This window comes from Corallococcus sp. AB049A (genome assembly GCF_003668885.1).
Lineage (GTDB): Bacteria > Myxococcota > Myxococcia > Myxococcales > Myxococcaceae > Corallococcus > Corallococcus interemptor.
This window is the reverse complement of sequence record NZ_RAWL01000011.1, coordinates 1-12,732: the sequence shown is the minus strand read 5'-3', so window position 1 is coordinate 12,732 and position 12,732 is coordinate 1. Positions and strand designations below refer to the sequence as shown.

At 70.4% G+C, this 12,732-nt stretch carries 11 protein-coding genes; 4 read left to right on the top strand and 7 right to left on the bottom strand.

The genetic code is table 11. The features are described from left to right. The first annotated feature begins 13 nt into the window (after positions 1-13). A complete protein-coding gene (locus D7X55_RS02390; RefSeq protein ID WP_121722096.1) occupies positions 14-1,075 on the top strand; it encodes an SDR family oxidoreductase in 1,062 nt (353 codons plus the stop codon). Here D7X55_RS02390 and D7X55_RS02385 read toward each other — a convergent pair. From D7X55_RS02385 to D7X55_RS02365, 5 genes are all read right to left on the bottom strand, one after another. Next, on the bottom strand, positions 1,062-1,610 hold the full coding sequence (locus D7X55_RS02385; protein WP_121722095.1) for a hypothetical protein: 549 nt from the start codon (positions 1,608-1,610) through the stop codon (positions 1,062-1,064). The genes D7X55_RS02390 and D7X55_RS02385 overlap by 14 nt on opposite strands. 64 nt (positions 1,611-1,674) lie before the next feature. Then, positions 1,675-2,847, bottom strand: a complete 1,173-nt coding sequence (locus tag D7X55_RS02380; RefSeq protein WP_121722094.1) for a tetratricopeptide repeat protein — start codon at positions 2,845-2,847, stop codon at positions 1,675-1,677. 50 nt (positions 2,848-2,897) lie between these two features. After that, a complete protein-coding gene (locus D7X55_RS02375; RefSeq protein WP_120547072.1) occupies positions 2,898-4,613 on the bottom strand; it encodes an aldehyde dehydrogenase in 1,716 nt (571 codons plus the stop codon). 86 nt (positions 4,614-4,699) lie between these two features. Then, positions 4,700-6,916: a M56 family metallopeptidase gene (locus tag D7X55_RS02370; protein WP_121722093.1), complete on the bottom strand. Its 2,217-nt coding sequence runs from the start codon at positions 6,914-6,916 to the stop codon at positions 4,700-4,702. A 5-nt stretch (positions 6,917-6,921) separates the two neighbouring features. Continuing rightward, entirely contained in the window at positions 6,922-7,302 is a 381-nt protein-coding gene (locus D7X55_RS02365; protein ID WP_120547074.1) for a BlaI/MecI/CopY family transcriptional regulator, read from the bottom strand. Between the two features lie 227 nt (positions 7,303-7,529). Here D7X55_RS02365 and D7X55_RS02360 point away from each other — a divergent pair, with 227 nt between their 5' ends. The 3 genes from D7X55_RS02360 (at position 7,530) to D7X55_RS02350 (ending at position 10,723) form a co-directional block, all read left to right on the top strand. Then, positions 7,530-8,489 (top strand): hypothetical protein, encoded by a 960-nt coding sequence (locus D7X55_RS02360; protein WP_120547075.1) that lies wholly within the window; start codon positions 7,530-7,532, stop codon positions 8,487-8,489. Between the two features lie 148 nt (positions 8,490-8,637). Next, a complete protein-coding gene (locus tag D7X55_RS02355) occupies positions 8,638-9,252 on the top strand; it encodes a hypothetical protein (protein ID WP_120547076.1) in 615 nt (204 codons plus the stop codon). 106 nt (positions 9,253-9,358) lie between these two features. Then, complete coding sequence (locus D7X55_RS02350; RefSeq protein ID WP_120547077.1) at positions 9,359-10,723, top strand: hypothetical protein; 1,365 nt, start codon at positions 9,359-9,361, stop codon at positions 10,721-10,723. Here D7X55_RS02350 and D7X55_RS02345 read toward each other — a convergent pair. Together D7X55_RS02345 and D7X55_RS02340 are read right to left on the bottom strand one after the other, a co-directional pair. Further along, positions 10,720-12,342 (bottom strand): phospholipase D-like domain-containing protein, encoded by a 1,623-nt coding sequence (locus D7X55_RS02345; protein ID WP_120547078.1) that lies wholly within the window; start codon positions 12,340-12,342, stop codon positions 10,720-10,722. The two genes, D7X55_RS02350 and D7X55_RS02345, sit on opposite strands and share 4 nt — an antisense overlap. A 52-nt stretch (positions 12,343-12,394) precedes the next feature. Further along, complete coding sequence (locus tag D7X55_RS02340) at positions 12,395-12,631, bottom strand: chaperonin (RefSeq protein WP_120547079.1); 237 nt, start codon at positions 12,629-12,631, stop codon at positions 12,395-12,397. Positions 12,632-12,732: the final 101 nt, after the last annotated feature.

Sequence of the window (12,732 nt, the reverse complement as noted above, 5' to 3'; positions counted from 1 at the left end):
TGAGGGTCTTCACATGACGACGAAGTACACGGCGCTGGTGCTGGGCGCCACCGGCATCATTGGCCGCAACCTGCTCACGTACCTGGACACGCGGCCGGACTGGAAGGTGAAGGCCGTGTCGCGCCGCGCGCCGGACTTCGCCACGCGCGCGGAGGTGAAGTCGCTGGACTTGATGTCGCCGGACTCGCTCGCCAGCGCGTCGGAGTGGCTGCGCGACGTGACCCACGTCTTCTTCGCGGCCTACCAGGAGCACCCGGACGCCTCGGACCTCACGCGCATCAACGTGTCGCTGCTGCGCAACACCGTGGAGGCGCTGGAGCGGCACGCTCCGGGCTTCCGCCACGTGTCCTTCATCCAGGGCGGCAAGGCGTACGGCGCGCAGTTCGGCCTCTACAAGACGCCCGCGAAGGAGACGGACCCTCGTCACTTCCCTCCCAACTTCTATTACGACCAGGAGGACTTCCTGCGCGACGCGTCCCAGGGCCGGCGCTGGAGCTGGACCGCCCTGCGGCCCGACATGATGATGGGCCTGGCCGTGGGCAACCCCATGAACCTGGGCAACCTCATTGGCGTGTATGCGTCGCTGTGCAAGGCGTTGCGCGTCCCGCTGCGCTTCCCCTCCACGCCTCGCGCGTACTCCATCCTGGCCAACGTGACGGACGCCACCGTGCTGGCCAAGGCCATGGAGTGGTCCGCCCTCAACGAGGCCTGCGCGGGCGAAATCTTCAACATCACCAACGGCGACGTCTTCCGCTGGAGCCAGGTCTTCCCGCGCATCGCGGACGCGTTCGGCATCCCGTGCGCGGATCCGCAGCCCTTCTCCCTCACGGAGGCGATGCGGGACAAATCCCCCGTCTGGGAGGCGCTGACGCAGCGCCATGGCCTGCATCCGCACGGCCTGAAGAAGCTGGCCAACTGGGCCTTCGGCGACTTCATCTTCGGCGTGGAGAACGACGCGTTCTTCGACGTGAACAAGGCCCGCCGCTTCGGCTTCCAGGAGATGCACCTGGACAGCACGGAGGCCATGGTCGCGCTGATGAAGCAGCTTCAGGCGGAAAGGCTCATCCCCGCTTGAGGCGCCCGCACACCGCGGATGCCGCCAGGAAGCCCACGCTGAAGGCGTTGCGGAACCGTTCGTAGAGCGCGCCCACGCCGGGCACGTTGGCGATCATGTCGCCGAAGCTCCACATCTCCTCGTGCGCGTGGATGAGCGGCAGCACCTCGCCGCCGTCCTCGCCGCGCTGGAGCGTGAAGTCGTAAACGAGGATGGTGCGCAGCGGGTACGTGTAGAGCCACGCGAACTGCTTGAGGTTCATCACCCCGTCCACGATGGCCCGCCCGCTCTTGCCGTCCGGCTCCAGCTGGACGTTGAGCTGGTAGATGTCGAAGTCGAAGCGGAACATGCAGTGGAAGCCCGCCGCGCCCTTGCGGTACGTCTCCTTGCCGCCCCCCTTCTGCCAGGGGTCCGTGAAGGTGACGTCCTCCGCGATCATCGGCATCAGCTCCGCGTCCAGCACCGGCGCGGGGATGGACGTCGTGTAGAGCAGCCGCGTCACTTCCCGGAAGCGCGCTTCCAGCTGTTCAATGAGTGCCTGCTCCGCCTTGCGCATCACGCCCCCCTTGGACCGGGCCTGAAGGTAGGCACGGCCCCGGGCTGGGGGAAGACGGGGTGCGTCAGCCGCTCAGCTCCGTCAGCAGCTGCGCCGCCTGGTCCTTCACGGCGGCGTCCGCGCCCAGCGACTGCGCCTGCCGGGCGTGCCTGGTGGCTTCCGCCCGGTCGAACGGCTGGGTAGCGCGCGCCAGGTTCAGGTGCGTGAGCGCGTCCTGGGGGTTCGCCTCCAGCACCCGCTCCAGCAGCACGCGGGCGCGCGCGTGGTCCTGGTCTCCCATCAACAGGCGCACCAGGTCGTTGGTGGGGCCGGGCTCCTGGGGCACCACCGCGACAATCTCCTCCAACAGCTTGCGGGCCTCGGCGCGCTCGCCCAGCGCCTCGTGCGCCTGCGCCAGCGAGTGGCGGATGTCCCACTGGTTCGGCGCGCGCTGGAGCGCTTCCGCGAAGAGCGCCTTCGCCTCCTCCAGCTCACCGGCCAGCATGCAGGCCAGGCCGTGCAGGTGGACGTAGCGGACCTGCGAGGGGTCCAGCTCGCGCAGCTCCAGGATGGTGCGGCGGGCCGCGTCCTTGCTGCTGGCCTGGAGGTAGAGGCGGAAGAGGTCCTGCAACACCGCCACGCGCGTGCGGCCCTGCGCGTGCTCCAGGGCCCGCGTGGACGCCGCGATGGCCGCCCCGATGGCGCCGTTCGCCGCGTGCGCGCGCGACAGCATCAGGTGCGGCAGCGCCTCCTGGGGCGCCAGCGCCGCGGCCTGCTGGAAGTGCACCGCCGCCGCGGCGGAGTCCTTGCGCAGCATCGCGATGCGGCCCAGCTCGAAGTGCGGGTAGACGCTGTGGGGCGCCACCACCTGCGCGGCCTCGAAGGCGGCCTTCGCGCCCGCCAGGTCGCCGCGCTCGGCCAGCAGCGTGCCCAGGTTGAAGCGCTCGAAGTAGCCGGCGGTGGGCGCGGCGGCCAGCGCCTTGAGCGTCACCAGCGCCACCGGGTCCCCGGCCTGCGCCTTGAGCATGGCCAGGTGCGCCTGCGCCTCCGTGTTGTCCGGCTGCACCTGCAACAGGCGCGTCACGGCGCTCTCCGCCTCCTTCGCGGCGCCGGTGCTCAGGTGGGTGCGCACCAGGCCCATCAGACAGTCCACGTCCTTCGGATCAATGGAGAGGCCCTTCTGGAAGGCCTTCACCGCCTCCGCGGGCTGACCCTGCTGGAGCGACTGCCCACCCTCTTGCGCGTACCTGGATGCCATGGCCCCCTACCTACCACGAGCCTCCCGATTCCCCGCCTCCCCGCCTGCCCCTAGCGGCGCAGCGCGGCCAGGGCGACACCGGGCAGCTTCCACCAGGACGGGGACTGCTCGAATTCCATCAACCGGCGGGACAGCGTCGCCATGCTCTTATGACCTGGCACCCACGGGGGCGGGATGAGGGAGGTGAGCGGAGCGCGCAGGACGGACTTCTCGATGGACTCCAGCATGAACGTGTTGTGCACCCAGCCCTGCCCGCTCTGGATGTCCCGGGGCGACGCGGACGGATGGCCGCCCCAGGGCATGCTGCCCAGCGCGTAGCCCGCCGCGGGCCAGGTGTTGAGGGCGACCGTGCCGTAGCGCAGGTCCCGCACCGCCTTCTCCACCGCCTCACGCACCCTCGGGTCGCGCATCGTCTTCGGGTGGACGATGAGCATCGCGTTGAGGGTGCCCCACACCTTCTCGTTGAGGAACGCGACCGCCGCCTCCAGGAAGGCCACCGGTTCGTCGGAGCCCGGCAGGCCCGTCTCCGACAGCACCGTGCACCAGGGCTCGTGGTGGAACACGCGGTCGTCCGTCTTGGACGGATCCACGTCTGGAATCAGCGCGTAGGCCAGGTCGCCCTCGCCGGGGTTGCCGACGAGGCGCAGGTTCGCGCGCGCGTCGGTGAACTGGCGCCAGCGCTCCTGCGCGCCCGGGTAGTACGCGCGGCGCACGGGCGCCTGGCCCAGGCTCATCTGGATGCGGTCCATCAGCGGGCCGCGTTGGGCCCAGTCCTTGGGCTGCACCAGCAGCTTCGCCGCGTTGCAGTTGAAGGACGCGTTGTTGGCGACCATGCCGGCGATGTCATCCGCCTGGAAGCGCAGCTCGCCGTCCGAGTACGGCCCCGGCACCACCACCACCGGGGAGATGTTGCCCAGCTCGCTGGAGACGCGCTTCGCGAGCAGTGGTTCGTTCTTCCGGCGGCGCTCGTCGGACTCCGGGCCGGGCGGGCCCCACACCAGCGCGTCGTGCGTCTTGTCGCTGCCGGTGATGTGCACCTCGTCCACCGCGTCGTGGTGGACCAGCTGCGCGCCCTCCTCCGCGCCACCGTACATGATGGCCAGCGCGTCGCGCGCGATGAGCGGAGCGAAGGCCTGCTCCAGGAACGGGCCCAGGTACGCGTTGACGGGGTTCATCTTGAGCACGCAGGCGGTGCCCTCGACGAAGAGCTTGTAGAGGCAGTCCAGCGGCGGGATGGAGTTGACGTTGCCGCCGCCCAGCACCGCGCAGACCCGGCCCTTGTGGGGCTTCTTGTAGAAGGACGCCTGGTGGTCGCGCAGGTTGTCCGCGGTGACGCCGGGCTGGAAGTAGACCTCGCCCGTGGTGGCGGGCAGCAGCATCCCCTCCAGCCGGTCGCGGGGAAACAGCCTCGCGGCGAGCCGCCCGTCCTCCAGCGTGCGCAGGTGCTTGCGCGGGATGACGGGCACGCCGTGCTTCTGGATGTCCTTCAGCGACTCCGACAGCAGCCGCAGGTTGCGCACCACCACCATGGGCCCGCCGAGCCACTCCTCACCCGCGAGTGGCCCGCCGGGGTCGATTCCCTTCGCCTCGCAGGCCGCCCGGACGCTGGGCTCCGCGATGCCGACATACGCCTGGCGCAGGTCCTCCAGCAGCCGGATGCGCTCCGGCAGGGAAAGCTTCGCCCACGCGCTCGAGCCCTGACGGACCCGGCGCACCAGGATGTCGATGGTGGTGCGTGACGTGTGCTGCGGGACGGCGGCGGACATGGCGACCTCCGAGACAGGCTTCACACCGGGTCCCGGTATAGGGAACCCCCGCGTGCGCCGTCACCGGTGGGCCGCGCCCTCCGTCCTCAGGTGGGCAGGGGCTCGGCCAGGCCCTTGCGGATGGCCTCGTCGATGACGGCCATGACCTTCTTCATGTTCTCGCGGCTCCTGGCCGCCTGCTGCTCGCCCAGCTTCGCCTGCTGCTCGCCGAGCTCGGCCTGCTTCTCCCCCAGCTTCTCCTGCTCCTCGCCGAGCGCCTCCATCTTCTTGCTGAGCTCCTCCTGCTGCTTGTCCAGGCCCTCCAGCTCCTGGTCGAAGGAGGCGTCGCGCTTGTCGAGCTCCGCTTCCTTGCGGTCGCGCTCCGGGCCGTCCGCGAGCGAGTGGAGCCGGGCGCGCTCCATGGCGATCTCCGCGCGCTTGGACGCGATGGCGGCGTGCTTCGCGGCGATCTGCGACATGGGGTAGGCGAGGTCCGCCTGCTTCTGGCCCAGCGCCGCCTGCTGCTCGCCCAGGGCCGACTGCTTCTCACCGAGCGCGCCCTGCGCGTCGCCCAGCTTGCGGTCGTCCTCCATCAGCTTGCGCACCTGCTCCAGCGTCTTCGCGTCGCGGATGATCAGGGGCTTGTTGTCGCGGCGCACGAAGAGCAGGTCCTTGCCCGTCTGCTTGAAGGTGCGCGCCAGGAACAGGTCGTCCGTGGAGCCGGCCATCATCGTGCGGCCGTCGGAGAGGTACGCGAAGGAGTCGCCGTCCTCGATGTCCAGGTCCGGCGGAGCGGGAGGCGCGGGGGGACGCGGCGCGGCCGCGAGCATGGGGGCCATGGGCGCCGGAGCCACCCGGCCACCCACCGGAGGCACGGGCGCCACCGGAGCCAGTGCGCCACGCGTCGGAGGCGCGGGCGGCGCGGTAGGCACCGGAGGCAGCGCGCCACGCGTCGGAGGCGCGGGCGGCACGGGCGCCGCAGGCGGCGCGACGTGCAGGGTGGTGCTCTGCGTGGTCGCCTTCCCCGGCGTGGGAGGGGGCAGCGCGGGGAGCGCGGGCAGCGGCGGCGCATTCGCGGGCGTGCCGGGCGCCTTCGCGGTGTGCTCCGTCACGGTGGGCTTCGACGCGGGCGACGGCTTCGCGTTGGAGGCCTGCGCGGTGTGCTCCGTCACGGTGGGCTTGGACGCGGGGGCCGCATCCTTCGTGGCCGGGGCGGTGCTCTCCGCGGGCGCCTTGGCGACGACCTGGAAGGGCATCAGGACCACCGCGCCGAGGGCGAACAGCGCCCCCTTCAGCCACCGGCGGGGTTGGGTGGGGACGACGTCGACATGTTCCAGCATGCGGAGCCTCCTGTGCAGCGCGTGAAGGTGGGCCGACGCCCCGAGCGCCGCTGCGCTGCCCGGGGGCCGGGTGATGCCAAAGGCGATGAGCAGCTCGCCGTAGTCCGCGGGCTCCGCGCCGGTGAGGCGCAGCGCCTCCGCGTCACACGCCTCTTCTCGAGCGAGCGCGTACTCCCGGGCCGCCTGGCGCGCGAGCGGGTGGAAGAAGAGGACCGTCTCCGCCAGCGCCGGCACCCAGCCCAGCCACAGGTCCCCGCGCCGCAGGTGCGCGATCTCATGCGCCAGCGCCATGCGCAGCGAGTCCTCCGGCAGCTCGCGCAGCGCCTTCGCGGGCAGCACGACGACGGGCGACACCAGCCCCGCGGCCAGCGGGCTCACGACCTCGTCCGACACGAGCAGCGTGGGAGGACGGCTCAAACCCGCCTCGTTCGCCAGGAACTCCGCCTCCTCCTCCAGCACCGGGTGACGCAGGGGCCGCGCGCGCTCCCGCATGCCCCGCACCTGGCGCCATGCCATCACGTGCCCCCGCACCTTCCACGCCACGCCCGCGCCCCACAGGACGAGCAGCGCCCAGACACCGCCCACCGTCCACGGGTGCGAGCGGAGGGAGGCCACCCGCGCCCCCATCGACGGGGCCGGTGTCTGTCCTTGCGGAGACAGCCGCGTCCGCACGACCGCATCCGGCGCCGTGCGCATCACGACCACCGTCTCCGGCGTCTGGGATTGAGCACGCACCGTCTGGAATTGCACGGGGGCAGCATCCACGGGCAACAGCGCCAGCGGCATGGGCCTGGGCCAGCCCAGCGTGAGCACGAACTTGAGCGCCACCAGCCACCACAGGCCGGCGCGCAGGGCCGCGGGCAGGCGCGGCAGCGTCCGGGCCAGCAGCCACACGGCCAGCGCGCACAGCGCCCCCTGCCACGAGGCGCGCCACACCGACTCCGGCCACGACGACCACCACGGCGAGGTCACGAGAGGCGTCACGGGACTCACTCCTTCCGCTTCTGGCGCAGGCGCGCCACGACGTCCTGGAGCTGCTTGAGCTCTTCGTCGGACACGTCCTCCGTCTCCGACAGGTAGGTCACGAACGGCGACAGCGAACCGCTCAGCGTGCGCTGCACGAAGTTCCCTACGACGTCGCGCAACAACTCTTGCGGCGCCACCGGCGAGGCGTACTGGAACACCCCGTCCACCTTCGAGCGCGTCAGGTGCCCCTTCAGCCGCAGCCGCTCCATCACCGTCAGGATGGTGGAGCGTGCCAGCCCTTGAGCCTCACCGAAGCGCTCCGCCACCTCGCCCACCGTCGCCGGCCCGTGCTCGGCCACGTACCGCAGCACCGCCAGCTCCTGCTCTCCCACCGGCTTCTTCATGCGCCCTGCCCTTCGTGACGACAGCTGTAGTCAGAAGCAAGGTACGACTGACTACAGCCGTAGTCAAGCGGGTGCCAGCAGCTCAGAATTCAAGAGATGGCACCTGGAGGCGTCAGGGATCTTCCTCAAAGACAGGCGCTCCCGGCTTCCCTAGTCTGCCCCTTCCCCCATGACGTGTACCCGCCGCACCCTCCGGCCGGGCCCCGTCGATAGAAGGCAGGCGACGCATGCGAGGCATTGGCCCCAAGCTGGGACAGACGCAGTTCAAGGTCGGCAACAACTCCACGAAGGTGGGCGAGCAGGTGAAGTACGGCCCCACCGCGGACCTGAACGACAAGCAGAAGCAGCAGTTGCTCCAGCACTACGGCAAGCACGGCACGGAGAAGACGCCGCAGAACGCGCTGGAGCGCCTGACCCAGTACAGCGACTCCCACACCACGTACACGAACGCGGCGAAGAAGTCCGGGCGGCCCCTGACGGAGCAGGAGGCCCTGGTCTCCACGAGCCCGAAGAACAAGGCGCCCGCCTCCAGCATCAACCACGTCATCGCCTCCGGCACCGGCCAGAACGTCTTCAACCACGAGACGCTCCAGTTCCAGGAGGGCGTGAAGAACACCCAGGCCGCGCAGCAGAAGCTGAAGACGGCCACCGACCCCGCGGAGGTGGCCGACGCCCAGAAGCAGCTGCGCAAGGGGCTGGCGCAGCAGGCCGCCGGCGCGGGCCGCATGCAGGGCTACTCGCGCGCCACGCTCGAGGAGCGCCACGGAGAGCTGACCCCGGCGCAGGTCACCGGCAAGCGCAACGAGACGCTCAAGAACACCCTCACCGCCATGCAGGGGCCTGATCAGGACAAGCGCTTCGGGGCCTACAAGAACGTGCTGAAGGACACCTTCGACGCGCCGGGCAACCTGCGCCTGGGCAACCGGACGCAGAACACGAAGATCAGCACCGGCTTCGACACGCCGCTGGACGCGAACGGCAAGCCCACGAAGCGCGCCGAGCGCCTCTTCGACGCGCACCAGACCTTCGGCCCGGACCGGCTGCTCAAGGAGGACCGCCTCTTCACGAAGAACGACAAGGGCGAGGCCATGTCCTCCAGCAAGGAGGCGGCGGTGGCGGGCGACAAGCGCAAGGCGGACGCGCTCGACACCGGGACCTCCTCGGTGAAGAAGAAGCGGAAGGGCTGAGTCACCTGACCGGCACCTGAGCGCCCGGCTGCCCGGCCGCTCAGGTAAGGGTCGGGGGGCAGCGGACCGTGTGTGTCCTTGTCTCTGTCGGAAGGGCAACCAGATTTCTGGAAGCCGACTTCAAACCCGACACACACGGAGATTTCCCATGAAGCTCCCTCTGTTCGCGGCGATCGCCGCCCTGTCGCTGTACGGTTGCGCCAGCCACAACGCCAACACCCGCGAGGCCTCGTCGCCCGAGGCAGGCGCCATCGGCGGCTCCGGCAGCGCCGGCAGCACCACGGACACCAGCGGGAGCCTCGACTCCTCGTCCATCGACTCCTCGTCTTCTGACTCCGCCAACCAGGAGCTGCCCGGTGAGACGGGCAACGTCAGCGACCTGGAGAAGCGCGACCGCATGAACGCGCCCACCGTCTACGAGGGCGAGGCCACCGGCGGCTCCGGCGCCCCGGACGAGGCCGTGAAGACCAAGGACGGCCAGAAGTGGGACGTGCAGCAGAACACGCCCACGGAGCTGGGTGACACCCAGTCCCCGTCCGGCGCGGTGAACCAGAACCGCGACTCCAATGAGAAGGGCAACCTGGGCACCGAGGGCAACCTCGGCGGCACCGGCGGCTCCGGCAGCACCGCCACCGAGGGCAAGAGCGACGTGAAGGACGTGAGCGGCGAGACCGGGTCCGGCGCCCTCAACGCCGACACGGACGACTCCAGCACGGACAGCTCCAAGGTGGAGTCGGGCGCCACGCCGGATCCCACGAACTAGTCATCGCCCCCACGCGAGGGCGGATACCCGGGAAAGCCCGCTCCGCGCGGGCCGTCCCGGGTATTCGTCTGTCCACTGCGCGGCTCGCCAACTAGAGTGAGCACCAATGACTGGTGCTCCCTTCGCGGCCCTCCTCGCACTGCTTCACTCCCAGTCCTCCACCATCGAGGAGGTCCCCAATGATCCGCCGCAGGAGTCGTACTCCGCGCCGGGGAGTTCGGGGGGTTCGTCGGAGGGCGGCATCGGGTTCCGGGCGCTCCTGGAGGTGGGGCCGCTGAGCTTCCCGTCCGGGACGCGGGGCGGAGAGCAGGACCTGTTCGGCTACGCGTACCCGTCCCTGGGCGTGGATGGCGGCGAGGACTTCGCGTTCATGCTGGGCGCGCCGCTGCGCTTCCGGCTGCTGGACAACGCGCCGAAGCAGAAGGACCAGGACTATGGCGCGTGGCTGCGGCGCGAGGACTGGGACGAGCGCAGCGACTACGGACAGGTGGTGCGCCTGCTGCGCATTGGCGACGAGTCCGGCCGCTTCGGCCTGCGCGTGCAGCCGTTCCTGGAGGAGTCGCTGGGGCGCGGCTACCTGGTGAACCGCTACGACAACCAGCTCAACCCGAACTACCACCCGGCGGGCGGCACGCTGTCGTTCACCGCGGGGCCCGCGCGCGTGCAGCTCCTGGCCAGCGACGTGCTCGCGGCGCGCGTGTTCTCCGGCGAGCTGCTGCTGGACATCGGCCGCATCGCCAGCGACAGCGAGGGCAACTTCGACCGCTACCTGGTGCGCGCGTCCGCGGCGCACGACTTCGGCGAGGCCGGCGGCGTCACGCCAGCGGCCACGGTGGCGTCGGTGGGCGGCGAGTTCGCCATGTACAAGGGTGAGCGGCTGCGCTCGTGGGCCCTGGTCGCCGGCGGCGCGCGGCTCAACGACGGTGCGCAGGACCTGGGCGCCCTGCTGGGCGTCGCGTTCGAGGGCAACTTCAAGGGCACGCAGATCAGCGTCACCGCGCAGGGGCGCCGGCAGGGCGGCGGCTTCCGCTTCGGCTACTTCGGCGCGGGCTATGAGCTGGCGCGCTTCTCCGCCGTGGGCCTCTCCGAGGAGCCCCAGTCCGACCAGCGCGTGCCCAAGGACTTCTCCGGCTACCTGGAGCTGTCCGTGGCGCGAGGCGACGGGCCGGACTCCGCGGAGGTCGTGGCCAGCGGCGCCGTGGAGTACTCCGCCTTCGGCCGCGCGGACGGCGACCTGTCCCTGAGCTTCAGCAGCCCGGGCGGCGAGTCGCGAGGCATCGCGCGCGTGGTGGTGGTGGGCCTGGGAGACAAGCCCCGCTACTCGGTGGCGGCGGAGTTCCGCCAGCGCGTGCTGCCCGCCATGTACGTCTGGGGTGCCGGCAGCACGGTGACCTTCCCGCAGCCGGACGGCACGCTGGTGCGCGGCGTGAGCGCGGGTGCTGGCGTGGGCGTGGACTTCGCCCGCCGCTAGCTCAAGGCCCCGCCCTCCTCCTCCTGCACCGGAGCGCAGGGCAGGATGGCGCTGTGCCGCCGCGCGGCCTCGCACGACTTGCCCACGAGCAGCCGGGACAAGAGGCGCACGCCCGAGGCGAAGAGGCCGTCGTCGCCCTTGTGCAGGGCCTCGAAGAGGGACTCGTCCAGCACCGACTCCTCCGGGTCGATGAGGAACTCCTCCGGCTCCAGCGGCTTGAAGAGGGGGTTCTGGTCGAACACCGTCTCCAGCGGGTGCGGCCGCAGCCGGTGCTGTCCCGCCTGGGCCAGCGCGTCCAGCGTCTCCACCAGGTGCGTCGCGGTCACCAGCGGGCGCAGCGCGGCCACGCCGGCCAGGCCCACGTGCTCCGCCATCAGCGACACGCGCACGCGGCGGATGGCGCGCGACACCTCGTCCCCGGGCGCCCGAGCCTCCCAGCTCAGGTTGAGTTCCGAGTCCAACCCCAGGCTGCGGTTGGTGGTGTTCGCGGACCCGATGGTCATGAACGTGTCATCCACGATGAGGACCTTCGAGTGGATGTACGTGAACACGTCCGAGCCGTCCTCGTCCGTGGCCGCCGAGCCGTACACCGCGAAGCCGTGGCCCGTTTCGGAGGCCACCTCGCGCAGCGCGCGCAGCAGGCGCACCTGGGCCACGCCCATGGCGATCTGCTCGCGCAGCGCCTCTGGCTGACGGGGCAGCACCAGCATCACCTGGAGCCGGGGCCGTCCGGCCGCGCGCATGCGTTTGACGAGCGCGCCGTAGATGGCGCGTGAGGAGAAGTACTGGTTCTCGATGTAGATGAAGCGTTCGGCCGCGGCGATGGCGTCCACGTACAGCGCGCGGATCTCCTGCACCTCGTCCTGAGGCGGCAGGATGGTTTTTCCAAACGTGCGGCTGATGGCCACCGGGCCCGGAGGCGCGGGCATCGTCGCTTCGAAAGTCAGGTCGTCGCGGTGCACGGGCTCCAGGTGGATCTCCCCTCCACCCGAGTGCGCCCAGCGCGCCTCGAACAGCTCCGCGAGCGGCTTCACCGCGGGGCCTGTCAGCACCGTCTGCACGTCGTGGTACGGCCCGTGCGGGTCGCGGCCGGAGTCGCAGCGCAGCTTCGAGCGCGCGGGGTGGTCCCGGTCGTCCCAGCGGCAGTCACACACGTCCATGCCGCCGGTGAACGCCATCACGCCGTCGATGACGACGAGCTTCTGGTGATGCGCGCCGTACAGCGGACTGGAGGAATCGAAGCGGAAGCGCAGCCGTTCGTTCGTCGTCCAGTTGAAGAGCACGTTCTGCATCCACTCGCGCTCCATGGCGAGCAGCATGCTGAAGTCCCACGCGAGGATGTAGACGTGCAGCTCCGGGTTCTCCCGGCACATCTGATCCAGCAGCGGCAGCAGCCGGACTTCGCCGCCGTTCGCCTCCTCCAGGTCCTCACCGCGCAGCAACGTCACGTCGCTGTCGAACTGCCAACCGGTGATGACGATGGAGCGGCGGGCCTTCCGGATGGCCCTGTACAGCTCCCGGTAATAAGCCCGGGCGTCCACCAGCACGCCCGCGTCATGCGTTTCCGAACGCGTCCAGCAGTTGCGTCCGGGGATGAGAATGGATTTCACGTCGCTCACCTGGCCCTGGAGTGGATTCCCTGATGTCGTCCGCGCCCGGCCGGCGGAAGCATCACCCCACGAAGACAATGTGCTTGCCGGTCGCCAGCGTCATGTCGGTGGACGAAACAACCTTGGCCACCTTGCGAGCCTCGCCGCCCACGGTGTCGAAGGCCGCGGCGATCAGGTCGCCGAGCGTCACCTGCACGCGCCTGGCCTGCTTGCCCGCGTTGGACACGGCCTTGACCGTCTTCGCCTTCACCTGACGGGCCTTGCGCTGGATGGTCTGCTTCTGGGTCTTGGTCGCCATGGTCTTCGTTCTCCGAGGATGAAGTGTCTGTGTGGTGTGCCGTACCGCCCCGTACCGCCCGTCCTGCCGTGCTGCCCCTGCCCTGTCTCTTTTACACATCT

Excerpts from the sequence above, each read along its gene's own strand:
- D7X55_RS02375 (WP_120547072.1), bottom strand. The coding sequence starts at position 4,613 with ATGTCCGCCGCCGTCCCGCAGCACACGTCACGCACCACCATCGACATC.
- D7X55_RS02365 (WP_120547074.1), bottom strand. The coding sequence starts at position 7,302 with ATGAAGAAGCCGGTGGGAGAGCAGGAGCTGGCGGTGCTGCGGTACGTG.
- D7X55_RS02355 (WP_120547076.1), top strand. The coding sequence starts at position 8,638 with ATGAAGCTCCCTCTGTTCGCGGCGATCGCCGCCCTGTCGCTGTACGGT.
- D7X55_RS02390 (WP_121722096.1), top strand. The coding sequence starts at position 14 with ATGACGACGAAGTACACGGCGCTGGTGCTGGGCGCCACCGGCATCATT.
- D7X55_RS02350 (WP_120547077.1), top strand. The coding sequence starts at position 9,359 with ATGACTGGTGCTCCCTTCGCGGCCCTCCTCGCACTGCTTCACTCCCAG.
- D7X55_RS02385 (WP_121722095.1), bottom strand. The coding sequence starts at position 1,610 with ATGCGCAAGGCGGAGCAGGCACTCATTGAACAGCTGGAAGCGCGCTTC.
- D7X55_RS02380 (WP_121722094.1), bottom strand. The coding sequence starts at position 2,847 with ATGGCATCCAGGTACGCGCAAGAGGGTGGGCAGTCGCTCCAGCAGGGT.
- D7X55_RS02360 (WP_120547075.1), top strand. The coding sequence starts at position 7,530 with ATGCGAGGCATTGGCCCCAAGCTGGGACAGACGCAGTTCAAGGTCGGC.
- D7X55_RS02340 (WP_120547079.1), bottom strand. The coding sequence starts at position 12,631 with ATGGCGACCAAGACCCAGAAGCAGACCATCCAGCGCAAGGCCCGTCAG.